This window comes from Pseudomonas sp. MWU12-2020, assembly GCF_023100605.1.
Lineage (GTDB): Bacteria > Pseudomonadota > Gammaproteobacteria > Pseudomonadales > Pseudomonadaceae > Aquipseudomonas > Aquipseudomonas fluorescens_H.
Window position 1 is genome coordinate 104,456 of record NZ_JALMEX010000006.1, and the last position, 23,995, is coordinate 128,450.

Here is a 23,995-nt window from a genome sequence, read left to right on the forward strand (position 1 = left end):
TGCCCTTATTGGCTGGAAGCGGAAGTCGTTTTGGCAGCAGCTTTAGTGCTGACCGGCGCGGCGGGGTAGAAGAACATCACCAGCGCTACCACCAGATAGATCAGATAGGCACCGAGGGTGCTGACGGTCGGTGCATCCTGATAGCCGAACATGCCGGCCAGCACCGAGCCCAGCGGGCCATCCATCGGTAGCGTCGCACTGAAGTCGAAGAGCACGGTTTGCAGGTGATTCCACACCCCGGCTTCATGCAGCGCCTGCACCGAGTTGGCAAGAATCCCGGCGGCGACCACCAGAATGAACAACCCGGTCCACTTGAAGAACGCCGACAGGTTCAGGCGCATGCTGCCGCTGTAGATCAGGAAGCCGACAATGATTGCCAGCACCAGGCCGAGCAGGGCACCGATCGGCGCGCCCGGGCCTTCGCTCTGCTGAAATACGGCGAGCAGGAAGAACACGGTTTCCAGACCTTCGCGAGCCACGGCGAAGAACACCATGGCGATCAGCGCGATCACTTGATGCTTTGACGAGGTCAGGGCGTGATCCAGCGAGGCTTGCAGCGAATGCTTGATCGAACGCGCGACCTTGCGCATCCAGAACACCATCGAGCTGAGAATGCCCACCGCGACCAGTCCGACAATGCCTTCGAACAACTCCTGCTGTTTCTGCGGGAATTCGGCGCTCACCAGTTCCAGGCCACCACCGACCAGCAACGCCAGGGCCGCAGCGAGAAACACGCCGATCCACACGGCAGGCATCCACTGGCCACGGCCGGTTTGTTGCAGGTAGCTGGCGATGATGCCAACGATCAGCGCGGCTTCAATGCCTTCGCGCAGCATGATCAGAAAGGGAACGAGCATTCAGGCAACCACGAGTGATTTAGATAGGTGGCTAAGTTGTAACATAATGACACTCATTCCCAAATGGGGATGGTTGACATTTACCTGAACATTCGCTGAACGGTACCTATCTTGGCCTTGCTCAGATCCAACTGTGGGAGCGGGCTTGCTCGCGAAGGCGGCGCGTCAGTCGATAAGGATGTTGCTGAGACATCGCCTTCGCGAGCAAGCCCGCTCCCACAGGGGGATTCGTGCTGAATTCGCATCCTGCGTTAAGATGCCCCTCACTCGAAAACAACAAGGTCTGCCTCGCTCCATGTCGGAAAAAGACACCATCGCCGTTCAACTGGTGCGTGAAGCGCTGCTGCAAAGTTGTGCCCCGGGCGTGGCCACGGATGAAGTCTTGAACAAGGTCGGGATTGCCCCGGCCCTGCTGCACAGCGAACAGGGCCGGGTGCCGGCCTCGCAATACGCGAAACTCTGGCGATTGCTGGCCCGGCGCGGTGATGACGAGTTCTTCGGCATGGATCCGCGCAAGCTCAAGTCCGGCAGTCTTGAGTTCCTCTGTCGCAGCGCCATGGCGCAACCGACGCTGGCCGCCGGGCTCAACAGCGGGCTGAACTTCCTCTCGCTGATGCTGGAAAAAATTCCGGCGCAACTGCTGCATCAGCAAAGTCTGGCGGAAATCGTCTTGCTCGAAGACGACCCCGAACCCCGCCGGGCCTTCACCTATTTCACTTACTGGATGATCGTCCACGGCGTGGCGTGCTGGCTGGCGGGGCGGCGGATTCCGATTCTGGCGATCGAGTTGCGCTGCGCCGAGCCGGACTTCTGCGACGACTACCGGGTGATGTTCTCGGAAAACCTGCGCTTCGACCGTCCGCGCACGCGGATGATCTTCGCTGCTGACTGCCTCGATCTGCCGATCAAGCGTACGGTTGAAGAGCTGAAACGCTTTCTGGCCCATGCGCCGGCAAACATTCTGGTGAAGTACCGCGACCCGGAAAGCCTTGCCAGCCGGATCAAGCAGGATCTGCGGCAATTGCCCGCCGAACAGTGGCCGGAGACCGAGGCGCTGGCGCAACAACTGTGCATGTCCGCCTCGACCCTGCGCCGGCGGCTGTCCGAGGAGGGGCAGACCTATCAGGGTCTCAAGGACAGCGTGCGCAAGGAACTGGCAATCACCTGGCTGGCCGAGCCGTCGATCAGCTTCGTCGAAATCGCGACGCGGCTGGGGTTTGCCGATGCGAGTTCGTTCTACAAGGCGTTTCGCAAGTGGTCGGGGTCGAATCCGGGGCATTACCGTACGTTGATCCTCAACGAAGCCGTCTGACTCCATCGCCAGCAGGCGCGCTCCCACATTTTGAAACGCACAACCTGTAGGAGCTGCCGCAGGCTGCGATCTTTTGACTTTGATTTTTAAAAACAAGATCAAAAGATCGCAGCCTGCGGCAGCTCCTACAGGGCCATGTTTGCAATTATGCAAACATGGCCAAACCAATCAGCCAGATTGACAGCTTTGACCATTGCCGCCTCCGCGCCGCAGCGCGACTATCCCTGTGTTGTTTACGGTTCCCAGCCTAATAAAAACACAGAGGGATTCTGGCAATGCGCGATTACTTGTCTGCCACCGAACAGTTCAACTATCAGCACACCGTGGACGCTGCGCTCAGCGGCACGCTGGAGGCGCTCAACGCCTGCGTCGAATGTTGCGACCGCCATGCCTTGCCGGGGCGCATTGCGTTGTTCTGGGAGGGCCGCGACGGCGCGAGTGCCACGTACACCTTCAGCGAGCTGCAAGACAAAGCCGCACGTTTCGCCAATTTCCTTCTCGCCCAGGGCGTGCAGAAGGGCGACAAGGTCGCCGGCCTGCTGCCACGCAACATCGAATTGCTCATCACCGTATTCGCCACTTGGCGCATCGGCGCGGTGTATCAGCCACTGTTCACCGCGTTCGGCCCCAAGGCCATCGAACATCGGCTGAACAGCTCCGCGGCCAAAGTGGTGGTCACCGATGCGGTCAACCGGCCGAAACTCGCTGAGGTCAACGATTGCCCGACCATCGTCACCGTCGGCGGCGCCAAGGGTCAGGGCATCGTCCGTGGCGATTTCAGTTTCTGGGCCGAGCTGGCCAACTATTCCAATCTCTGCGAGCCGGTGCTGCTGACGGGTGAAGAGCCGTTCCTGCTGATGTTCACCTCGGGCACCACCGGTCCGTCGAAAGCGCTGTCGGTGCCGCTCAAGGCCATCGTCGCGTTCCAGAGCTACACCCGCGACGCGGTGGATCTGCGTCCTGAAGATTCGTTCTGGAACGTCGCCGATCCGGGCTGGGCCTACGGCATCTATTTCGGCGTCACCGGCCCTATGTCGATGGGTCACCCGATCACCTTTTACGATGGCCCGTTCACCCTCGAAAGCACCTGCCGGGTGATCAACAAATACGGCATCACCAATCTCACCGGCTCGCCGACCGCGTACCGCTTGCTGATTGCCGGTGGCAACGAGTTCGCCAAGTCGATCAAGGGCAAGCTGCGCATCGTCAGCAGCGCCGGCGAGCCGCTCAACCCGGAAGTGATTCGCTGGTTCGCCGACAACCTCGGTGTGGTGATTCACGATCATTACGGCCAGACCGAACTGGGCATGGTCCTGTGCAACCACCACGGTCTGGAGCACCCGATCCACCTTGGCGCCGCCGGTTTCGCCTCGCCGGGCCATCGCATCGTGGTGCTCGACGAAAATTACAACGAACTCGGCGTTGGCCAGCCGGGCATCCTCGCCATCGACCGTACACAGTCGCCGATGTGCTGGTTCGGCGGTTACCAAGGCGTGACAACCAAAGCCTTCGTCGGCGATTACTACCTCAGCGGCGACACCGTGGAGTGGAACCCGGACGGCAGCATCAGCTTCGTCGGTCGCAGTGATGACGTGATCACCACCTCGGGCTACCGCGTCGGCCCGTTCGACGTCGAAAGCGCGCTGATCGAACATCCGGCGGTGGTCGAAGCCGCTGTGGTCGGCAAGCCGGACCCTGAACGCACCGAACTGGTCAAAGCCTTTGTCGTGCTCAACCCGCAATACCGCGCCGAACCGGCGCTGGCCGAAGAGTTGCGGCAACACGTGCGCAAACGTCTGGCCGCGCATTCGTACCCGCGTGAAATCGAATTTGTCAGCGAATTGCCGAAAACCCCAAGCGGCAAATTGCAGCGCTTCATCTTGCGCAACCAGGAAATCGCCAAGGCTCAAGAGGCCGCGGCGCATAACGTTTCAGCTTGAATCAGGAAGTCAGTCATGCAGATCGAGAACAAGGTTTTTATCGTCACCGGCGGCGCGTCCGGCCTGGGCGCGGCCACCGCTGAGTTGCTGGTCAATGCCGGCGCCAAAGTCATGCTGGTGGACCTGAACGCCGAAGCGCTTGCCGCCCAGGCCCAGCGCCTCGGCGCGCACAGCGTGGTAGCGGACATCAGCAATGAAGCCGCTGCCGAAGCCGCCGTGCAGGCCACGCTCAAAGCCTTTGGCAGCCTTAACGGTCTGGTCAACTGCGCCGGCATCGTGCGGGGCGAGAAGATCCTCGGCAAGAACGGCCCGCATGCTCTGGCCAGTTTTGCCCAAGTGATCAACGTCAACCTGATCGGCAGCTTCAACATGCTGCGTCTGGCCGCAGCGGCGATCGCCGAGAGCGAGGCGAATGCTGACGGCGAGCGCGGGGTGATCATCAACACCGCATCGGTCGCAGCGTTCGACGGCCAGATCGGCCAGGCCGCGTACTCCGCCTCCAAAGGCGCGATCGCCAGCCTGACCCTGCCGGCCGCCCGCGAACTGGCGCGCTTCGGCATCCGCGTGATGACCATCGCTCCAGGTATTTTCGAAACCCCGATGATGGCCGGCATGACCCCGGAAGTGCGCGAGTCGCTGGCCGCCGGCGTACCGTTCCCGCCGCGTCTCGGGAAACCTGCCGAGTATGCCGCGCTGGTTCGGCATATCATCGAAAACAGCATGCTCAACGGTGAGGTGATCCGTCTCGACGGCGCCTTGCGCATGGCCGCCAAGTAAGGAGGATTTGTCATGAGCCTTTCCAACGATCCAATTGTCATCGTCAGCGCCGTCCGCACCCCGATGGGCGGTTTTCAGGGCGAACTGAAAAGCCTTACCGCGCCGCAACTCGGTGCTGCGGCGATCAAGGCCGCGGTTGAACGCGCAGGCGTCGCCAGCGATGCGGTCGACGAAGTGCTGTTCGGTTGCGTATTGCCCGCCGGCCTCGGTCAGGCACCGGCCCGTCAGGCAGCACTGGGCGCCGGGCTGGATAAATCGACGCGCTGCACCACGGTCAACAAGATGTGCGGCTCGGGCATGGAAACCACCATTCTCGCCCACGACATGCTGCTGGCCGGCAGCGCCGACGTGGTGATCGCCGGCGGCATGGAAAGCATGTCCAACTCGCCATATCTGCTGGATCGCGCCCGTGCCGGTTACCGTATGGGCCATGGCCGGGTGCTCGACTCGATGTTCCTCGACGGCCTCGAAGACGCCTACGACAAGGGCCGTCTGATGGGCACCTTCGCCGAAGACTGCGCCGAAACCAACGACTTCAGCCGCGAAGCCCAGGATGCCTTTGCTATCGCTTCGACCACCCGCGCCCAGCAGGCGATCAAGGACGGCAGCTTCAAGGCCGAGATCGTCCCGCTGACCGTGACCGTCGGCAAGGAACAAGTGCTGATCAGCAACGACGAGCAGCCGCCGAAAGCCAAACTGGACAAGGTCGCCTCACTGAAACCGGCGTTCCGCGAAGGCGGCACGGTGACGGCAGCGAACTCCAGTTCGATCTCCGACGGTGCGGCGGCACTGGTGCTGATGCGCCAGTCGCAGGCACAGAAACTCGGTCTGAAACCACTGGCGGTGATTCACGGCCACGCGGCGTTTGCCGACACTCCGGGCCTGTTCCCGGTGGCACCGATTGGCGCGATCAAGAAGCTGGTGAAGAAGACCGGTTGGGCGCTGAACGAGGTCGATCTGTTCGAGATCAACGAAGCGTTCGCCGTGGTGGCAATGGCGGCGATGACCCATCTGGAAATCCCCCACGACAAGCTCAACGTGCATGGCGGCGCCTGCGCGCTGGGCCATCCGATCGGTGCCTCGGGCGCGCGGATTCTGGTGACCTTGCTCTCGGCCCTGCGCCAGAAGGGCCTGAAACGCGGGATCGCAGCGATTTGCATCGGTGGCGGTGAAGCCACGGCGATGGCCGTGGAATGCGTCTACTGAAGCCAACATCTGACTGTCCTTGTGGGAGGGGGCTTGCTCCCGAAAGCGGTGTGTCATTCAGAAGTTATTTGACTGACCCGGCCTCTTCGGGAGCAAGCCCCCTCCCACAATGAACGGGTGGTGTTACCAGAATTAAGGATTCACCATGATTCCCAACGAAGACCAATCCCAGATTCGCGACATGGCTCGGCAGTTCGCCGAGGAACGACTGAAACCGTTCGCCGCCGAGTGGGATCGCGAGCACCGTTTCCCCAAGGAAGCCATCGGCGAGATGGCCGAGCTGGGCTTCTTCGGCATGTTGGTGCCGGAGCAGTGGGGCGGCTGTGATACCGGCTACCTGGCTTACGCCATGGCCCTGGAAGAAATCGCCGCCGGCGACGGCGCCTGCTCGACCATCATGAGCGTGCACAACTCGGTCGGCTGCGTGCCGATCCTCAAGTTCGGCAACGACGATCAGCGCGAGCGCTTCCTCAAACCGCTGGCCAGCGGCGCGATGCTCGGCGCATTCGCCCTGACTGAACCGCAGGCCGGCTCCGACGCCAGCAGCCTGAAAACCCGCGCGCGCCTCGAAGGCGATCACTACGTGCTCAACGGCTGCAAACAGTTCATCACTTCTGGGCAGAATGCGGGGATCGTGATCGTGTTTGCGGTGACTGACCCGAGTGCCGGCAAACGCGGCATCACCGCGTTCATCGTGCCGACCGATTCTGCGGGCTACAAAGTCGCCCGGGTCGAAGACAAGCTCGGCCAGCATGCTTCGGACACCTGCCAGATTCTGTTTGAAGACGTGAAAGTGCCGGTCGCCAACCGCTTGGGTGAGGAGGGTGAAGGCTACAAGATTGCCTTGGCCAACCTCGAAGGCGGACGCGTCGGCATCGCTTCGCAAGCGGTGGGCATGGCCCGTGCCGCGTTCGAAGCGGCCCGCGATTACGCCCGTGAGCGCGACACTTTCGGCAAACCGATCATCGAGCACCAGGCCGTGGCCTTCCGTCTCGCCGACATGGCCACGCAGATCGCCGTCGCCCGGCAAATGGTGCATTACGCCGCTGCCCTGCGTGACAGCGGTCAGCCGGCGCTGGTCGAGGCTTCAATGGCCAAACTGTTCGCCTCGGAAATGGCCGAGAAGGTCTGCTCGATGGCGTTGCAGACGCTGGGCGGTTACGGTTACCTCAACGATTTCCCGCTGGAACGCATCTACCGCGACGTGCGCGTCTGCCAGATCTACGAAGGCACCAGCGACATTCAGCGCATGGTTATTTCGCGCAATCTTTGACAAGGAATCTTGCCCATGACTTACGAAACGATTCTGCTGGAAAACCACGGCCGCGTCGGCCTGATCACGCTGAACCGACCACAGGCGCTGAACGCCCTGAACGCGCAACTGGTCAGTGAAGTGAACCACGCCCTCGACGGCTTGGAAGCGGATGCGAACATCGGTTGCATCGTCATCACCGGTTCGAAGAAAGCTTTCGCCGCCGGCGCCGACATCAAGGAAATGGCCGAACTGACCTATCCGCAGATCTACATGGATGATCTGTTCAGCGACAGCGACCGCGTGGCCAATCGACGCAAGCCGATCATCGCTGCGGTCAACGGCTTCGCCCTCGGTGGCGGCTGTGAACTGGCGCTGATGTGCGACTTCATTCTGGCCGGCGACAATGCCAAATTCGGCCAGCCGGAAATCAACCTTGGCGTGCTCCCGGGCATGGGCGGCACCCAGCGCCTGACCCGCGCCGTGGGCAAGGCCAAGGCCATGGAAATGTGCCTCAGCGGGCGGATGATCGATGCGGTGGAAGCCGAGCGCTGCGGCATCGTCGCGCGGATCGTGCCGAGCGATGAGCTGCTCGACGAGGCGCTGAAAGTGGCGGCGGTGATCGCCAGCAAATCGCTGCCGATTGCGATGATGGTCAAGGAGAGCGTCAACCGCGCCTTTGAGGTCAACCTGACTGAAGGCGTACGCTTCGAGCGCCGGGTGTTCCATGCGGCGTTTGCCACCCAGGATCAGAAAGAAGGGATGGCGGCGTTTGTGGCCAAGCGGACGCCGGAGTTTCAGGGCAAATAATGCGCTGACCTGACTGACGCCTTCGCGAGCAAGCCCGCTCCCACATGGGATTTGTGTACGACGCAGATCCAATGTGGGAGCGGGCTTGCTCGCGAAGCTTTTGGCGTTACAACTGATAGTTCTTCAGCTCCCGAGCAATCACCATCCGCTGAATCTCGCTCGAGCCTTCATAGATCTGGGTAATCCGCGCATCGCGGTAGTACTTCTCGACCGGATAGTCCTCCAGATACCCATACCCGCCATGAATCTGAATCGCCGAGGAGCAGACCTTCTCGGCCATTTCCGACGCGAACAGTTTGGCCTGTGAGGCCTCCGACAGGCACGGCTTGCCCGCTGTGCGCAGACGCGCCGCGTGCAGGATCATCAGTCGCGCCGCGTTGATTTGCATGTGCATATCGGCCAGCAGGTTGGCGATGCTCTGGTGCTCATTGATCGGCTTGCCGAACTGGATTCGGTCGCGGGAGTAAACCAGCGCCGCTTCAAACGCCGCCCGGGCGATGCCCAAGGCTTGCGCAGCGATGCCGATGCGGCCGCCTTCAAGGTTGGACAAGGCAATCGCCAGGCCCTTGCCGCGCTCGCCGAGGAGATTGGCTTCGGGAATGCTGCAGTTGTTCAACGTCACTGCGCAGGTATCGGAAGCGCGGATGCCCATCTTGTGTTCGGTGCGATCGACGATGAAACCCGCAGTATCGGTGGGCACCAGGAACGCGGAAATGCCTTTCTTGCCCAGATCCGGGTCGGTCACCGCAAACACGATCGCCAGTTTCGCCCGTTTGCCATTGCTGACGAATTGCTTGGCGCCGTTGATCACCCACTGGCCGTCACGCAGTTCGGCACGGGTGCGCAGGTTGTGCGCCTCGGAGCCGGCCTGCGGTTCGGTGAGGCAAAAGCAGCCAATCGTCTGGCCACTGGCGAGATCCGCCAGCCAGGTCTGTTTCTGCGCTTCGCTGCCGTAGTTCATGACCGGGCCGCAGCCCACCGAGTTGTGAATGCTCATGAAGGCACCGGTGGCACCGTCGCCGGCAGAAATCTCTTCCACCGCCAGCGCATAGGCCACGTAATCGACGTAGGTGCCGCCCCATTCCTCGGGCACCACCATGCCGAGCAAACCGAGTTCGCCCATCTTCGCCACCAGCGCGTCGTCGATCCAGCCGGCCTTTTCCCAGGCTTGCGCATGGGGCGCGATTTCGCCGCGGGCGAAGTCTCGGGCCATGTCGCGGATCATCACTTGTTCTTCAGTCAGTTCGAGATCGTGCATGGCTCAGCTCCCGCTCTCAGTAAAACCGTGGAAGAAACTCGCGACATGCCCGGCGTCCAGCGCAGCGAGGGTCGGCGGGTTCCAGCGTGGTGTCTTGTCCTTGTCGATCAGCAGGGCGCGCACGCCCTCGATCAGGTCGCCGCGTTCGAACCACTGGCGATCCAGATGCAGTTCGAGGGCGAAACAGTGTTCCAGGCTCAGGTGCCGACCGCGACGGAGCATTTCCAGGGTTACGGCCATCGCCAGTGGCGAGCGGGTCTCCAGCAGGTCGGCGGTGGTGGTCGCCCACTCATGGCTGTCGGCGACGGTGACTGCGCGCAGTTGCTCGACAATGCTCGGCACGTCCGGCAGGGCGAAGAAATGGTCGATGGCCGGGCGCAGTTTCTCCAGCGGTGCATCGGCCAGGGTTTGCACGCCATTTTTCGCGAGCAGGCTCTGCAGATCCTTGAGCGGCGTATCGCGCCATTCCAGGTGATCGAGTTGTTCGTCGAGGCTCGCCAGTTTGCTGCTGTCGACAAACCAGTCGGCCAGCCCGCAGTACAACGCATCGGCCGCACGAATCTGCACGCCGCTGACGCCCAGATAGATCCCCAGTTCACCGGGAATCCGCGAGAGGAAATAACTGCCGCCGACATCGGGGAAATAACCGATCGCCACTTCCGGCATCGCCAGACGACTCTTTTCGGTGACCACCCGCAGATCCGCACCTTGCACCAGGCCCATGCCGCCGCCAAGGACGAAACCGTCCATCAAGGCCAGCACCGGTTTGCGGTAATGATGAATCGTCAGGTCGAGGGCGTATTCCTCGACGAAGAAATCTTCGTGCAGCGTGTCGCCGCTTTTGAAGCTGTCGTACAGCGAACGGATATCGCCACCGGCACAGAAAGCCTTGTCACCGGCACCGCGCAGCACAACCGCGCGCACGCTGGGGTCAGTGGCCCAGGCATCGAGTTGCTGCTGCAACTGACGAACCATGTCGAGGGTGATGGCGTTGAGACCGGCGGGGCGGTTGAGGGTCAGGTGACCGATGTGATTGCGAACCTCGGCCAGCACTTCGTTTTGTGTGGCATCCATGGACGGCGTCCGCGGGGATGAAGCCTGAGCAGTCATCACTAACTCCCTGCTTTTATTGTCTTTATTCGAGAAGCTCGCGCGCGAGCGTTGACGGATCGTAACAGTGCAAATTTGCCGTGTACAACCGGGATATGTGCAGGGGGAGTTTGCGTTTTTGCCTTAGGGGAGAATCGACATCTGCTGGTGTAGGAGCTGCCGAAGGCTGCGATCTTTTGATCTTGAAAGATCGCAGCCTCGTTGCACTCGACAGCTCCTACAGGGAGTGTGGGGTATCAGGAGAAGACTTCGCCGATGCTGCGGCGTTTGGCATGCAGCTCGCTGGCATGAATCAATTGTTCGAGGTCTTCGGGGGTGACGTCGATAAAGGCTTCCATGTCGGCCAGTGCCCGTTTCAAATCTTCGGCGGTTATTGACTGGCTGTCGACGGGAGCCAGCAGCGGCGCAGGTTCGGCCGGGCGCTTCGGGTAGCGGATGCGCGTCAGGTTGTTGTAGGCCAGCGCGCTGAGCAGCATGCAGGCGGCGGCGAGCATCACCGGTTCCATGGCTTTCCAGTCCATTGCGATGGTGGCCGGATCGGCCAGTACCAGCGTCAACGCCAGGGCGCCGGCGGGTGGGTGCAGGCAACGTAGCCAGCACATCAGAATCAACGCGATGCCCGCCGCCAGACAGGCGCTGCCCAAGGTGCGACCGAGGACGTGGGCGACCAGCAGCGCGACAACGCTGGCGCACAGGTAGCCGCCGATGATCGACCACGGTTGAGCGAGGGCGCCCGAAGAGACGGCAAACAGCAACACCGCTGAGGCGCCCAACGGCCCGATCAGGTGATACGCCACCTCAATGCCGAATACCTGACTGCATGCCCAGACGCTGAACAAGGTGCCCAGCGCCATGCCGATCGCGGCGCGGCTCCATTCGGTGGGGCGAGTATTGATGGCGGCGGGCAACCAGCGAGCGAGCATGTACATCGGGTCCTTGCGGTAAATTCGGGGCAAAAAAAAGGACTTGTCCGTTTCGGAAAGTCCTCGAAGTGTTCCAACTATTGGGGGAGGAACGCGCACAGTGTGCCGTGCAAAGTCGATGCTGACAAATTCATATAAATGCTGCTTCAGTGCATTATTTTTGAATTATCGCCACGCGGCGTCCACTGACAAAACACAGATACCCACCCAGCGCCGCCAAAGCGCTCAAGGCGTAGAACATGCTCGGCGCCGGCGTGTGCATCAACAGGAACCCGCACATCACCGGGCTCGCCGCGCCGCCCAGTGCTGCGAGATTCTGTGCGCCGTAATAACTGCCGCGCAGCTCTTCCGGGGCCAGGGTGTCGACGAAGAGGAAATCCGCCGGGTAAATGATCATCTCGCCGAGGGTGAAGATAAACATCGCCACGCACCAGCCGACCAGACTGTCGGCCAGGCTGAAGCCGATCAGACCGACGATGAACAACGCGGTGCCGCCGGCAATCCAGTAGCGCAGGTGCTCACGTTTGAGGAATCGCCCGATCTGGTACTGCAGCAGGATCACCGTGATCGCGTTGCAGGCGAGCAGGGCGGCCATGGTGTCGAGTGTCTGGTCCTGCGTGTGGGTCACCAGCAGGTACTGCGACAGGTACAGGGTGAAGCGCCCGTGAACCAGCGTGCTGAGCAGGCAACCAAAGGTGAACAGGATCATCGTGCGGTCGTTTTTCAGGATGATCAGGGTGTTCAGGAAACTCTGCGGTTGGCTGACCTGCGACAGCGGACTGGCCTCGCGGGACACGCCCAGCAGCAGGAAAACGCTGCCGGTGGCAATCAGCCCCGCGACAATAAACGGCGCTGAAGGCTGAACGCCGGCAATCACCACGCCAATCATCGGGCCCACGGCGTAGCCAATATTGGTCAGCGTGTAGTTCAGCGAAAACGCCTTGACCCGCTGGCCGACCGGCAGGTTTTCACTGAGCATCGCTTTGGAGCAGATCAGGAACAGCGCCGACGCCGTTTCACTGATGATCAGCACCAGCGTGACCAGGTACAGATTCTGCGCGAAGGTCAGCAGCATCAGGCCGACACCGCTGGAAAGCATGGTCAGGATCAACAGCTGACGCTTGTCGAGGCGATCGATGATGTAGCCGCCGTACAGCGACAACAGCGTGGCACTGAACACGGCGATGCCCAACAGCAGACCGACATCCTGTGGGTTGAGGCCCAGTTTGTTGCTGAGAAACAGGGTCAGCAGCGGGCTGATCAGGGCACGGCTGATGACGATGCTCAGCGAGGTGATCATCAGTCGGCGGATCAGGCGGGAGTAGGTGGCCACGAAGAGATCAATGTCCTTATTTCAGAATGCGCGGGTGAGCCTTGCCATCCTCACCGGGTCCCGCTCAGCGGTCAACCTGACACAGCGTAAATCCCCTTGTGGGAGCGGCGGTGTTATCAATAGAGGGGCAGGTGCATGGCGCAGCGTCGCTCGGCGGCAAAGCCATGCTCGCTTTCTTTCTGCAGAGCATCGAGCAAATGCGCTTCGTGCTCACCGGGTGCGACTTCCACAAACCCCATCCGCTGATAAAAAGGCGCATTCCACGGCACGTCGCGAAACGTGGTCAGGGTCACCGCGCGCATTTGCTCGCAGCGGGCATGTTCAATCGCGGCCAGCAGCAGTTGCCGGCCCACGCCCTGTCCCTGAAACGCGAGGCTGACCGACAGTTCTTCAATGTGCAGCAAGTTGTCGAAATCCAGCGCGCGGATAAACCCTGCAAGTTGCGCCGAGGTGGTTTCGGCGACCCAGACGTGGGCATTGTCGATAGTTTGGCGGTGTTGCGCGGCGCTTGCCACGTCGGTATCGGCAAGCCAGGCGAGGGTTGGATCGGTGCGAAACAGCTCGGCGGCCGAGCGTTCGATGGCGGGGAGGGCGGCGGCATCATTCTGCCGCGCCCGGCGTACAACAAAACTCATGGTCAAGAAATCCCTGTAGGCGCTGTCGCTGGCTGCGATCCAAAATCAGAAGATCGCAGCCTTCGACAAGGTCTACAAGGGCTTCAGGTACAACAGCACGTAATCGTTCTTGTCGAAACGCCCCGTCAGCACGGGTTGCAAGCCGGCCAGCGGGGTGCCCTGTAGCGATTGCAGGTCCTTGCTGTCCATCATCAGCCAGGCCGGGCCCTTGAGGGCTTCGAGTTGCTGGACTGTTTCGGTGAACTGCGGTTGCAGATCCTGCTCGACGTTGACCATGAACTTGATCGCCTTGGCGTCTTTGCCCATGCCGTGCAGCACCAGCGGTGCCGGGTTCTGCTGCACCTGCGCGAAAGCAGCGCGACTGAACGCCTGCGTGTCGTACAGACGCCGCTCTACCGGTTCGAACACCGCGGCATACACCGTCCACAACGCCAATACCGAACACAGCGCCAGCACTTCGGCACGCCAGCGCGGGATCATCAGACGCGACAACGCGAGCAATTGCAGAACGCCGAGCACGACCAGTACCAGGGTGATGCCGTCGAGCTGCTCGGGAAAGCGGCGCTTGGCAACCAGCAGGGCCACCATCAACAGCCCCGGCGTCACCAGCCAGATGCCTTGAATTACCCCACGCAATACGCGGAACACCCGACCGTGCACAACCTGGAACGGGTACGCCGCAATGATCGCCGCCATCGGCAACATCGGCAGCAGGTAACGCGCCTTCTTCGCCTGTGGAATCGACAGCCCGACCATGACGATCAGCCCGGCGGCCGCGCAGTATTGCACCAGACGCAAGGCCGGCCCGCGCTGATGCGGCTTGCTCAGCCAGGTCGCGGCCAACGCCAGTATCGCCAGCGGATACGCCAGTGCGTAATTGCCCATGGAACTGGTGAAGTAATACAGCGAACCGCTGACGCCTTCGCTGCCGTCCATGCGCCCCATGAACTGCATACGAATCACGTCTTGCAGGAACGCCTCGCCACCGCTGAGTTTAGCCAGCCACAACAGCAGGCCAACGCATGCAGCGAGCAGGATCGACGCCAACACACCGAACACGAACAGGCGTTTCCACTCGCGGTTGAGCAAGTAGTAACTGCAGAGCATGCCGGTCGGCACCACCAGGCCGATGGGCCCGCGAATACCGAAGCCCAGCAACAACAGGATAAAGATCAGCGGCCAGCGACGGCGCGAGCCGAAATGGTCGTGCGCGTAGCCCAGGTAAAACACCGACAGCGCCACGGCGGCGAGCATCAGGTCTTGCGACACGGCGCGCACTTCGGTGACGAAGGTGCTGGTGAGCATCAGCAGCGCAATGCTGATCAAGGCCCAACGCTGCGAATGCACCGCCAGCAAGCGATACATCAACGTCACGATCACGCCGCCGGCAATGGCGCTTGGCAGCCATGCCGTCAGGGTATTGATCGCGCCGAAGGGCAACGACAACAGCCAGATGAACAGCGTCGAGAGCGCTGAATAGTCGGCGTAAGGTTGACCGTAAGTGGTCGGGAATACGGTCGGCCCGTGTCTCAGCATTTCCTGGGCAAACAGTACGAACCGTGAATCGAAGCCAATGGGAGCCTGTCCGTAAACCCCGGCTATGAACAGCAACAGCGCCAGCAGCCCTGCGATCAGGGACTGCCGGCGGATGACAGGCGACAACGTGATCAAGCGACGTCCGCTTTGTTAGGCCACTGTTGCAGCGGGATCGGCAGTTTGCGCGAATCACCACGGCCGATCGGGAAGTACTTGAAGCCGTTGCGGGCCAGACGCTCGGCGTCGTACAGGTTGCGGCCGTCGAAGATCACCGGGGCTTTCAGGCGCTGCTCGATCAAGTCGAAATCCGGCGCCTTGAACTGCTGCCATTCGGTGCAGATGATCAGCGCATCGGAACCCGACAGCACCGATTCCGGAGTGCCCATCAGCATCAGTTTTTCTTCGTTCGGATAAAGATGCTGGGTTTCCTGCATCGCTTCCGGGTCGAACGCGCGAACGCTGGCGCCAGCGGCGAACAGCGAGTCGAGCAGCACGCGGCTCGGCGCATCGCGCATGTCGTCGGTGTTCGGCTTGAACGCCAGGCCCCACAGGGCGAAGGTCTTGCCGCGCAGATCACCTTTGTAGAACGCATTGATGCGGTCGAACAGCTTGTGCTTCTGCCGCTCGTTGATCGCCTCGACCGCTTGCAGCAGGTCGCTTGAGCAATGCGCCTGCTCGGCACTGTGGATCAGCGCGCGCATGTCTTTCGGGAAGCACGAACCGCCGTAACCGCAGCCTGGGTAGATGAAGTGGTAACCGATGCGCGTATCGGCACCGATGCCCTGACGGACCGACTCGATGTCGGCGCCCAGGTGTTCGGCCAGTTCGGCGATCTGGTTGATGAAGCTGATCTTGGTCGCCAGCATGCAGTTGGCGGCGTATTTGGTCAGCTCGGCGCTGCGCAGGTCCATGAACATGATGCGGTCGTGGTTGCGGTTGAACGGCGAGTACAGGTCGCGCATCACGTCGCGCACTTCGTCACCTTCGCAGCCGATGACGATGCGGTCCGGACGACGGCAGTCGGACACCGCCGAACCTTCCTTGAGAAATTCCGGGTTGGACACGATATCGAACTGCAGCTCACGACCGGCCTTGTCCAGCGCGGCTTGAATGTGTGCACGCAGGGTGTCGCCGGTGCCGACCGGCACGGTGGATTTTTCCACCAGGATCAGCGGCTGCTCACGGTGGCGCGCCACGGCGTCACCCACCGATAGCACGTATTTCAGATCGGCCGAACCGTCTTCACTGGACGGTGTGCCCACGGCGATGAACGCGACGCGACCGTGTTGTACGGCAAGTTTTTCATCGGACGTGAAATGCAGGCGGCTGGAGTCCAGGCCTTCGCGTACCAGGCTCGACAGGCCCGGTTCAAAGATACTGACGTGACCCTGGCGCAGCAGTTCGACTTTCTTCTGATCGATGTCCATGCACACGACGTCGTGACCGACTTCGGCCAACACGGCGGCCTGCACCAGGCCAACATAACCGCTACCAAATACTGTGATTTTCATGGAGCACTCCTGAATTCGGGCGCACGAGACGGACGAGTGTTAATAGTGATGACCCCGAGCATGACCAGTGCCACGCCCAGCGATTTAGTGAAACTGAACGATTCGTTGAACAGCGGCAGACTGGCCGCCAGCAGGTACACCAGCGCGTAGCTGATGCTCAATAGTGAATAAGCCCGGCCCAGCGGCAGATCGCGCAATGCCGCGAGCCAGCAGAGCATCGACAGGGCGTAGGCGAAAATTGCCACCAGCACCACCGCCAGTGCCGACAGATCGACACTGCCGGCGCTCAGCGCGGTCAGCCATTGTTCCGGCTGCGGCAGGCGCGTCATGCTCCAGCGCATGCCCAGTTGGGCACTGCTGACCAACCCCACGCTGGCGAGGGCGAAGCCGATACCACGTGCCTTGTTCATGACTGTTGCCCCAGTAAAACCACGCCGCCGATCACCAGCGCCACGCCCAGCCAATGCTGGCGGTCGATGGGCTCGCGAAAGACGAAGCGGGCAATCAGGGTGATCAGCACGAAGTTGAGGCTGAGCATCGGGTAAGCGATGCCCACTTCAAGACGTTGCAACACCAGCAGCCACACCAGCAGCCCGCTGCCGAGAGAAACCAGCGCCAGCCACAACCATGGCGAACGCAGTTTGTCGGCCCAGGACGAATCAACGCCGCGCCAGCTCTCCACGGCGAATTTCTGCGCGACTTGCCCCAGGCACGTCAGCAGACACGCCGTCAGTAACAGCAACCAACTCATGACGGATCCTTGGGCAGCACCATGATCACCAGATTGCCCGATTCGTAACGGGTACCGTCCTTGGGCAGCAGGTCCAGCTCTTCGAGCTCGTCCTGGCCCTTGACGCGCATCAGCACACCGACCGATCCGCTGCGGCGCGCTTCGCGTACCCATTGTTGAACGTTGTCCTTGGTGAGTCGGCGTTCAGCGCCTTCCGGGTAGGAAAGACCGTACTTGAGTTCGCCGACTGTGTTGTACAGCGCGACCTCCGGTTGTTTCATGCGCCAGGCCAGTGCCGCCGCCGCGCCCAGATCGTTGCTCAGCAGATGCGTGGCGCCGGACAGTTCAGTGACGTGATGACGGACGAACTGATCCGGGGCCTTGTTGGCCACCACCGACTTGGGCAACGCCGCCGGCAGGATCCCGGCCAGCAACAGACTGCCCAGCGCCGGAGCCGCCCAGCACTGCAACGGCAGGAACGCTTGCGCGAGGTTGGCGATGATCCAGCCGATCAGGGCGATGAACACCAGCACCATGCTGTGCAGTTCGTGGTCGTACACCGGTTTGTTCAGTTGCAGATAAACCAGTGCGATCAGCGTGACCACACCCAGCAGCAGGTTCAGCAGACCGTTGATCCCCAGCGCCCGACCTTGTTCAAGACGCAGGCGATCAGCCAGCGCATTGCCCAGCAGCAGTGCCAATGGCAGCAGGCACGGCAGGATGTAGGTCGGCAGCTTGCCGTTGCTCAGGCTGAAAAAGCCCAGCGGCAGCCACAGCCACAGCAGCAGGAAGACCATTTTCGGCTGGGCACGGGTTTGCCAGGCTTGCTTGAACGCGGTCGGCAACAGACCGACCCACGGCAGGCTGAACGCCACCAGCAGCGGCAGGTAAAACCACCACGGTGCATCGTGCTGCGCATCGTCACCGGCAAAGCGGCGAATGTGTTCGTGCCAGAAGAAGAACCGCCAGTAATCCGGTTCCTGCGCGTGCACCGCCAATGCCCACGGCAAGCTGACGATGATCGCGATGGCAATCGCCACCGGACCGAACACCAGCAGTTCACGCCAGCGTTTCTGCCAGAGCATCCACGGCAATGCGATCAATACCGGCAACAACCAGGCGAGAAAGCCCTTGGTCATGAAACCCATGCCGCAGGCCAGCCCCAACACCGCCCAGGCGCCCAGACGTTGCCCGGTGCTGCGGCCGTCGAGCGCAAACCACAGCGCCACCAGGCTCAGGTTGACCCAGAAGGTGAATTGCGGATCAAGGTTGGCGTATCCGGCCTGGCCGGCGACGACCGTGAAGCTCATGTAGAGCAGGGCGCAGACGAAGCTCTTGCGCGGATCGTTCCATAGCCTGCGCGCGACCAGGTAGGCCAGCAGCACACTCAAAGCGGTGCTGAGGGCCGACGCGAAGCGCACGCCGAACAGGTTCTGCCCGAACAATTCCTGGCCGATGGCAATCATCCAGTAGCCGGCAATCGGTTTCTCGAAATAACGCAGCCCCATGAAATGCGGCGATACCCAGTTGCCACTGAGCAGCATGTCCTGGCTGATCTGTGCGTAGCGGGTTTCGTCGGGGATCCACAGGCCATGGGTGTGCAACGGCAACAGATAGGCCAGCAGACAGAGACCGATCAACAGCGGCAGTGCCCAGCGTCTGGTCATGCGCCTTGCACTCCCAGCCAGCCTTCACGGCCTTCGAGCGCACCGCGTTGTACGCGGCCTACGGGCAACGTGTTGAAGAACTCGGGCAACAAGTCACCCAAGGGTTTGAAGTCAATGTTGCGCTGGCGTGCATCGGCCAGCAATTGACGAAAATCCTGAGCCATCAGAATCCCTTCTACTTCGGCATGAATGGTGTAGACGTTGAGAGCTTGCGCCTGGAACCGGTCGAGGATGAAGGCGTTGAAGTCCTTCGCCGCCACGTGCGGGCCGACGACTTCGTCGAAGGTCGGCAGGTCCACCGGAATCTGCGGAGTCCCCGGCGTGCCGTCCGCCAGCAGCGGACGGAACAGGCTCTGCCCGCGGCAATCGCTGTTGTAGCGAAAGCCGAACGTCTGTTTGGCCTCGATCACGCGCTCGTCCGCACGCCAACCGGCGGCGGCCGAACACTGGATCTTTTCTCCGAGGATGTCGCTCAACGTGTCGACGCCCTGACGAATCTGTTCGATCAGTTGGGCATCGCTCCAACGCCCGGCGTTGGCCTGCCAGCCATGGTGATCCCAGGCGTGCAGGCCGACTTCGTGACCGGCGTCCCGGGCCTGACGCATCAGGTGCCCGAGATCACGGCCAATCGGTTTGCCGGGCCAGGCAGTGCCGGCCAGCAAAATGTCCCAGCCGTAGAGGCCGGCAGCGTTGGAGCGCAGCATTTTCCAGAGGAACTGCGGGCGGATCAGGCGCCACAGATGCCGACCCATGTTGTCTGGGCCGACACTGAAGAAAAACGTTGCCTTGACCTGCGCCTCGTCGAGCATCTCCAGCAGCCGCGGCACACCTTCACGGGTGCCACGGTAGGTGTCGACATCGATACGAAGACCTGCCTGCATTACTTCTTGTCCGCGATTTCGAGCATGGCTTCACGCAGGAAGAAGTCCAGGGTGTTGCCGATGGTCTCGCGCATTTCCACGGTCGGCTCCCAGTTCAGCAGGCGCTTGGCGTTGGCGATGCTTGGCTTGCGGTGTTCCACGTCCTGGTAACCGGCACCGTAGAACGCCTTGCTTTCCACGTCGCGGAAACCGGCGAACGGAGGGAAGTTGTGACGCAGCGGGTGCGCTTCGAACTGACGCAGCAGCTCTTCGCCCAACTGACGGATGCTGGCTTCGTTGTCCGGGTTGCCGATGTTGATGATCTGGCCGTTGCACACGTCGTTGTCGTTGTCGATGATCCGCGCCAGCGCCTCGACGCCGTCAGCGATGTCGGTGAAGCAACGCTTCTGCTCGCCACCGTCGAACAGACGGATTGGCGTGCCTTCCACCAGGTTCAGAATCAGCTGGGTGATGGCGCGGGAGCTGCCGATACGCGCCGAATCCAGACGGTCCAGACGCGGGCCCATCCAGTTGAACGGACGGAACAGGGTGAAGTTCAGGCCCTTGGCGCCGTAAGCCCAGATCACGCGGTCCAGCAGTTGCTTGGAGACCGAGTAGATCCAGCGCTGCTTGTTGATCGGGCCGACGATCAGGTTCGAGCTGTCTTCGTCGAAGTTCTTGTCCTGGCACATGCCATAGACTTCCGAAGTCGACGGGAAGATCACGCGCTTGTTGTACTTGACGCAGTAGCGAACCAGTTTCAGGTTTTCTTCGAAGTCCAGCTCGAATACGCGCAGTGGGTTGCGGGTGTATTCGATCGGGGTGGCGATGGCCACCAGCGGCAGGACCACGTCGCACTTCTTGATGTGGTACTCGATCCACTCGGAGTGAATGCTGATGTCGCCTTCGACGAAGTGGAAGTTCGGGTGGCTGCGCAGACGCTCGATGGCGTCGGAGCCGATGTCCAGACCGTAGACTTCGTAGCGGTCGTCACGCAGCAGGCGCTCGGACAGGTGGTTACCGATGAAACCGTTGACGCCCAGGATCAGTACGCGAGTACGACGTGGCGCACGACCGGATTCGGCGCCGCGCAGCAACGAGCCATCCACCAGACCCAGTTCGTTGGCCAGTTGCGGGCCGCTGAGGTACAGACCGTTGTCGTTGCGCTGACCGGCGTTGATTACCAGCGAGTCTTGACCGCAGGCAATGCGCAGCGGATCGACGCTGATCACGCGACCTGGCGCCTGGCCTTCGTTGCCCTTGACGACTTCAGCGCTCCAGACGATCAGTTTGTGCTCGCCTACGGCGCAGAAGGCGCCCGGGTAAGGACGGGTCACGGCGCGCACCAGGTTGAACAGTTCTTCGGCCGGTTTGGCCCAGACCAGTTTGCCGTCCGCTGGGGTGCGGCGACCGAACACGGTGGCTTTGGATTCGTCTTGCGGGGTTTCTGTGATCTTGCCTTGCAGCATGTTCGGCAGGGTGTCGCGCAGCAGGTCGCTGGCGGCTGTGCGCAATTTGGCGTGCAGGGTCAGACCGGTGTCGCTGCGCTCGATGGCCACGCGTTGCTGGGCAACGATCGCGCCAGCATCAGCGCGCTTGACCATACGGTGCAGGGTGACGCCGGTTTCGGTTTCGCCGTTGACCAGCACCCAGTTTGCCGGAGCGCGACCGCGATAACGTGGCAGCAGCGAACCGTGCAGGTTGAACGCGCCTTTTTTCGCCAGTGCCAGCAGTGGCTCGCTCAGCAGGTTGCGGTAGTAGAAGGAGAAAATGTACTCCGGGTCCAGCTTGGCGATGCGCTCGATCCACAGTGGGTGGTTGGCGTCTTCCGGCGCGTGTACCGGAATGCCTTTGTTCGCGCACAGTTGTGCAACCGACGCATAGAACGCGTTTTCTTTCGGATCATCGGCGTGAGTGAACACTGCTGCAATGTCAAAGCCGCTGTTGAGCAGGGCTTCAATGCCGGCGCAGCCAATATCGTGGTAGGCGAAGACAACAGTTTTTGCACTCATGAGAGAACCTGATCGGAAGTGGAAGAAGTAGCGGTAGAAGAAAGACCATCAACGGTGACGGCAGGGGCCGGATCGGCCGGCTGGCTGCGCAACACCTTTTCGATGAAGAAACGCGGACGGGCGCGCACATCGCTGTACATGCGGCCCAGGTATTCACCCAGCAGCCCCATGCCGATGAACTGGCCACCGGTGAACACGAACAGTACGGCGAACAGTACGAAGGTACCGCCACCCGCCCAGCCGGCACCGAACGCCAGACGCAGAATGATCAGTGCGACGGCGAACAGCACACCCAGACCGGCCATGGCGAAGCCGACGATGCTGAGCAAACGCAGCGGGGTGGTGGTCATGCAGGTGACCAGATCGAACATCAGGTTGATCAGGCGCATCGGGCTGTATTTCGAGTCGCCGTGTTCACGCTCGGCGTGTGCCACGACGATTTCGGTGGTATGACGGGCGAAGCTGTTGGCCAGGATCGGAATGAACGTGCTGCGCTCACGGCAGGCGAGCATCGCGTCGATGATGTTGCGGCGGTAGGCGCGCAGCATGCAGCCGTAGTCGCTCATGGCAACGCCGGTGGAGCGCTGCACGGCAAGGTTGATCAGCTTCGACGGATACCGGCGCAGCGCCGAGTCCTGACGATTGCCGCGCACGGTACCGACCACGTCGTAACCTTTTTCGGCTTCGGCCACCAGCCGTGGGATTTCTTCCGGCGGGTTCTGCAGGTCGGCGTCGATGGTGATGACCACGTCGCCCTTGCACTGTTCGAAACCGGCCATGATCGCGGCGTGCTGACCATAGTTGCGGTTGAGAATGACCGCCACGAACGGGCTGTTTTCACGCCCGGCGGCCTCTTCGAGCATGTTCGCCGATTCGTCGCGGCTGCCGTCGTCGACCAGCACGATTTCGAAGTCGTGATGCAACTGGCGGCAGGCCGCCTCGGTACGACGCAGCAGCTCGGGCAGGCTTTCCTGCTCGTTGTAGACCGGGATGACGATCGACACACTGCGGATTGGATAAGGTTTCACAGGCGTTTTTCCATGATTTGTGCGATGGCACCGACAACACGGTCAAGGTCTTGATCGGTCATGTCGGGGAACAGCGGAATCGAGCACAGCCGCGCCGAGTTCCATTCGGTGTTGGGCAGGTAGAGGTCGGGGTCACGCTGGCGATACCAGGTGTGCAGGTGGGTGGCAATGAAATGGATACCGGTGCCGATGCCCTGATCCTGCAAAGCCTTCATGAAGGCTTCGCGATCCATGCCGCAGCGCTCGCTGTCGATGCGCAGGATGAACAGGTGCCAGGCGTGTTGCTGGGCGTAGTCGGGCAGCGCCAGCGGTTGCACTGGCAAGCCTTCGAACTTCTGCAGATAGCTCGTGGCCAGTTCGGTGCGACGGGCGTTGATTTCGTCCAGGCGTTGCAATTGCACCAGGGCAATCGCGGCGTTGACGTCGGCGAGGTTGTACTTGAAGCCCGGCTCCATCACTTGCGCCTGCGGCTTGCGGCCACCGGTCAGACGGTCATAGGCGTCGACGCCCAGGCCGTGGAATTTGAGCATGCGCACACGGCTGGCGAGGGCTTCGTCGTCAGTGACGAACATCGCGCCTTCGGCACAGGTCATGTTCTTGATCGCATGGAACGAGAAGATCGCCGTGCCTTGCGAGCCGACGTGACGTCCCTTGTAGCGGGTGCCGGCAGCGTGGGCGGCGTCTTCGATGACCGGGATGCCGTGCTTGTCAGCGAGGGCATACAGCGGATCGAGATCGAACGCTGCGCCGGCATAGTGCACCGGAATGATTGCCTTGGTCCGCGGGGTGATGGCCGCTTCGATGCGCGCAGCGTCGGTCATCAGCGTGTCGCGGTCGACATCGACGAACACCGGTTTGGCGCCCAGCAGGGAGATCATGTTGGCGGTCGAGACCCAGGTCTGCGACGGGGTGATGACTTCGTCGCCCGGGCCGATGCCCAGGGCCAGCAGCGTGATGTGCATGCCGCCGGTGGCCGAAGACAAGGCTACCGCGTGCTTGCAACCGACATACTGCGCAAACTGCTCTTCGAGTGCCTGGTTTTTCGGCCCCGTCGTGATCCAGCCTGAGCGCAGAACCTGCTCGACAGCTGCAATTTCCTCATCGCCAATACTGGGGCGGGAGAAGGGGAGAAACGCCTGACTCATGGGCACCTCGATACGAAAAATAATAGACAGACTCTCCGAAAATTATCGGATCCAACCCAAGCGTAGACGCAAAAAAAGGTTTTGCATCAAGAA

At 61.5% G+C, this 23,995-nt stretch carries 20 protein-coding genes and 1 pseudogene; 6 read left to right on the forward strand and 15 right to left on the reverse strand.

From position 1 onward, the window contains the following. Window positions 1-5 precede the first annotated feature (5 nt). A complete protein-coding gene (gene efeU / locus M0814_RS15705) occupies window positions 6-857 on the reverse strand; it encodes an iron uptake transporter permease EfeU (protein ID WP_103483370.1) in 852 nt (283 codons plus the stop codon). Window positions 858-1,152: 295 nt separating this feature from the next. Between efeU and M0814_RS15710 the strand changes: the two genes are divergently transcribed. The 6 genes from M0814_RS15710 to M0814_RS15735 all read left to right on the forward strand — a co-directional run bounded on the left by M0814_RS15710 (window position 1,153) and on the right by M0814_RS15735 (window position 8,154). After that, a complete protein-coding gene (locus tag M0814_RS15710) occupies window positions 1,153-2,169 on the forward strand; it encodes an AraC family transcriptional regulator (RefSeq protein ID WP_103483371.1) in 1,017 nt (338 codons plus the stop codon). Window positions 2,170-2,444: 275 nt separating this feature from the next. Then, window positions 2,445-4,109 (forward strand): AMP-binding protein, encoded by a 1,665-nt coding sequence (locus M0814_RS15715; protein WP_103483372.1) that lies wholly within the window; start codon window positions 2,445-2,447, stop codon window positions 4,107-4,109. A 15-nt stretch (window positions 4,110-4,124) separates the two neighbouring features. Further along, window positions 4,125-4,886, forward strand: a complete 762-nt coding sequence (locus M0814_RS15720) for an SDR family NAD(P)-dependent oxidoreductase (RefSeq protein WP_103483373.1) — start codon at window positions 4,125-4,127, stop codon at window positions 4,884-4,886. Between the two features lie 12 nt (window positions 4,887-4,898). After that, on the forward strand, window positions 4,899-6,092 hold the full coding sequence (locus M0814_RS15725) for an acetyl-CoA C-acyltransferase (RefSeq protein ID WP_103483374.1): 1,194 nt from the start codon (window positions 4,899-4,901) through the stop codon (window positions 6,090-6,092). A gap of 145 nt (window positions 6,093-6,237) precedes the next feature. Further along, entirely contained in the window at window positions 6,238-7,365 is a 1,128-nt protein-coding gene (locus M0814_RS15730; RefSeq protein WP_103483375.1) for an acyl-CoA dehydrogenase, read from the forward strand. Window positions 7,366-7,380: 15 nt separating this feature from the next. After that, window positions 7,381-8,154 carry an enoyl-CoA hydratase gene (locus M0814_RS15735; RefSeq protein ID WP_103483376.1) on the forward strand — a complete coding sequence of 258 codons (774 nt, stop codon included), beginning with the start codon at window positions 7,381-7,383 and terminating at the stop codon, window positions 8,152-8,154. Window positions 8,155-8,260: 106 nt separating this feature from the next. Here the strand turns inward: M0814_RS15735 and M0814_RS15740 are convergent, their stop codons facing one another. From M0814_RS15740 to arnB, 14 genes and pseudogenes are all read right to left on the reverse strand, one after another. Next, a complete protein-coding gene (locus M0814_RS15740; RefSeq protein WP_103483377.1) occupies window positions 8,261-9,412 on the reverse strand; it encodes an acyl-CoA dehydrogenase family protein in 1,152 nt (383 codons plus the stop codon). Between the two features lie 3 nt (window positions 9,413-9,415). After that, window positions 9,416-10,522 (reverse strand): enoyl-CoA hydratase/isomerase family protein, encoded by a 1,107-nt coding sequence (locus M0814_RS15745; protein ID WP_103483378.1) that lies wholly within the window; start codon window positions 10,520-10,522, stop codon window positions 9,416-9,418. Between the two features lie 236 nt (window positions 10,523-10,758). After that, window positions 10,759-11,445, reverse strand: coding sequence for an HPP family protein (locus M0814_RS15750; RefSeq protein WP_103483379.1), 687 nt, complete (start codon window positions 11,443-11,445; stop codon window positions 10,759-10,761). A gap of 154 nt (window positions 11,446-11,599) precedes the next feature. Then, the gene (locus M0814_RS15755) at window positions 11,600-12,778 is read right to left on the reverse strand and encodes an MFS transporter (RefSeq protein WP_103483380.1); all 1,179 of its coding nucleotides are present in this window, start codon (window positions 12,776-12,778) and stop codon (window positions 11,600-11,602) included. Between the two features lie 116 nt (window positions 12,779-12,894). Further along, entirely contained in the window at window positions 12,895-13,413 is a 519-nt protein-coding gene (locus M0814_RS15760) for a GNAT family N-acetyltransferase (protein WP_103483381.1), read from the reverse strand. 72 nt (window positions 13,414-13,485) lie between these two features. Next, entirely contained in the window at window positions 13,486-15,084 is a 1,599-nt protein-coding gene (locus M0814_RS15765; RefSeq protein ID WP_103483382.1) for a glycosyltransferase family 39 protein, read from the reverse strand. Between the two features lie 15 nt (window positions 15,085-15,099). Continuing rightward, window positions 15,100-16,460: pseudogene (locus M0814_RS15770) on the reverse strand (UDP-glucose/GDP-mannose dehydrogenase family protein). After that, window positions 16,457-16,870: a 4-amino-4-deoxy-L-arabinose-phosphoundecaprenol flippase subunit ArnF gene (arnF, locus tag M0814_RS15775; protein WP_003224724.1), complete on the reverse strand. Its 414-nt coding sequence runs from the start codon at window positions 16,868-16,870 to the stop codon at window positions 16,457-16,459. Before arnF ends, M0814_RS15770 begins: the two are co-directional and overlap by 4 nt. Continuing rightward, entirely contained in the window at window positions 16,867-17,211 is a 345-nt protein-coding gene (gene arnE, locus M0814_RS15780; RefSeq protein ID WP_003224726.1) for a 4-amino-4-deoxy-L-arabinose-phosphoundecaprenol flippase subunit ArnE, read from the reverse strand. Before arnE ends, arnF begins: the two co-directional genes overlap by 4 nt. Beyond that, window positions 17,208-18,857, reverse strand: a complete 1,650-nt coding sequence (gene arnT, locus M0814_RS15785; RefSeq protein ID WP_103483383.1) for a lipid IV(A) 4-amino-4-deoxy-L-arabinosyltransferase — start codon at window positions 18,855-18,857, stop codon at window positions 17,208-17,210. The genes arnE and arnT overlap by 4 nt, the downstream gene beginning before the upstream one ends. Beyond that, entirely contained in the window at window positions 18,854-19,738 is an 885-nt protein-coding gene (gene arnD, locus M0814_RS15790; RefSeq protein ID WP_103483384.1) for a 4-deoxy-4-formamido-L-arabinose-phosphoundecaprenol deformylase, read from the reverse strand. The genes arnT and arnD overlap by 4 nt, the downstream gene beginning before the upstream one ends. Then, a complete protein-coding gene (gene arnA, locus M0814_RS15795) occupies window positions 19,738-21,729 on the reverse strand; it encodes a bifunctional UDP-4-amino-4-deoxy-L-arabinose formyltransferase/UDP-glucuronic acid oxidase ArnA (RefSeq protein ID WP_003224731.1) in 1,992 nt (663 codons plus the stop codon). The genes arnD and arnA overlap by 1 nt, the downstream gene beginning before the upstream one ends. Continuing rightward, a complete protein-coding gene (gene arnC / locus M0814_RS15800) occupies window positions 21,726-22,757 on the reverse strand; it encodes an undecaprenyl-phosphate 4-deoxy-4-formamido-L-arabinose transferase (protein WP_003224732.1) in 1,032 nt (343 codons plus the stop codon). The genes arnA and arnC overlap by 4 nt, the downstream gene beginning before the upstream one ends. After that, on the reverse strand, window positions 22,754-23,902 hold the full coding sequence (gene arnB, locus M0814_RS15805) for a UDP-4-amino-4-deoxy-L-arabinose aminotransferase (RefSeq protein WP_103483385.1): 1,149 nt from the start codon (window positions 23,900-23,902) through the stop codon (window positions 22,754-22,756). The genes arnC and arnB overlap by 4 nt, the downstream gene beginning before the upstream one ends. Between the last annotated feature and the right edge of the window lie 93 nt (window positions 23,903-23,995).

Bases quoted from the DNA above. Each gene is read 5' to 3' on its own strand.
- efeU (WP_103483370.1), bottom strand. From the start codon at position 857: ATGCTCGTTCCCTTTCTGATCATGCTGCGCGAAGGCATTGAAGCCGCG.
- M0814_RS15710 (WP_103483371.1), top strand. From the start codon at position 1,153: ATGTCGGAAAAAGACACCATCGCCGTTCAACTGGTGCGTGAAGCGCTG.
- M0814_RS15715 (WP_103483372.1), top strand. From the start codon at position 2,445: ATGCGCGATTACTTGTCTGCCACCGAACAGTTCAACTATCAGCACACC.
- M0814_RS15720 (WP_103483373.1), top strand. From the start codon at position 4,125: ATGCAGATCGAGAACAAGGTTTTTATCGTCACCGGCGGCGCGTCCGGC.
- M0814_RS15725 (WP_103483374.1), top strand. From the start codon at position 4,899: ATGAGCCTTTCCAACGATCCAATTGTCATCGTCAGCGCCGTCCGCACC.
- M0814_RS15730 (WP_103483375.1), top strand. From the start codon at position 6,238: ATGATTCCCAACGAAGACCAATCCCAGATTCGCGACATGGCTCGGCAG.
- M0814_RS15735 (WP_103483376.1), top strand. From the start codon at position 7,381: ATGACTTACGAAACGATTCTGCTGGAAAACCACGGCCGCGTCGGCCTG.
- M0814_RS15740 (WP_103483377.1), bottom strand. From the start codon at position 9,412: ATGCACGATCTCGAACTGACTGAAGAACAAGTGATGATCCGCGACATG.
- M0814_RS15745 (WP_103483378.1), bottom strand. From the start codon at position 10,522: ATGACTGCTCAGGCTTCATCCCCGCGGACGCCGTCCATGGATGCCACA.
- M0814_RS15750 (WP_103483379.1), bottom strand. From the start codon at position 11,445: ATGCTCGCTCGCTGGTTGCCCGCCGCCATCAATACTCGCCCCACCGAA.
- M0814_RS15760 (WP_103483381.1), bottom strand. From the start codon at position 13,413: ATGAGTTTTGTTGTACGCCGGGCGCGGCAGAATGATGCCGCCGCCCTC.
- arnF (WP_003224724.1), bottom strand. From the start codon at position 16,870: ATGAACAAGGCACGTGGTATCGGCTTCGCCCTCGCCAGCGTGGGGTTG.
- arnE (WP_003224726.1), bottom strand. From the start codon at position 17,211: ATGAGTTGGTTGCTGTTACTGACGGCGTGTCTGCTGACGTGCCTGGGG.
- arnT (WP_103483383.1), bottom strand. From the start codon at position 18,857: ATGACCAGACGCTGGGCACTGCCGCTGTTGATCGGTCTCTGTCTGCTG.
- arnD (WP_103483384.1), bottom strand. From the start codon at position 19,738: ATGCAGGCAGGTCTTCGTATCGATGTCGACACCTACCGTGGCACCCGT.
- arnA (WP_003224731.1), bottom strand. From the start codon at position 21,729: ATGAGTGCAAAAACTGTTGTCTTCGCCTACCACGATATTGGCTGCGCC.
- arnB (WP_103483385.1), bottom strand. From the start codon at position 23,902: ATGAGTCAGGCGTTTCTCCCCTTCTCCCGCCCCAGTATTGGCGATGAG.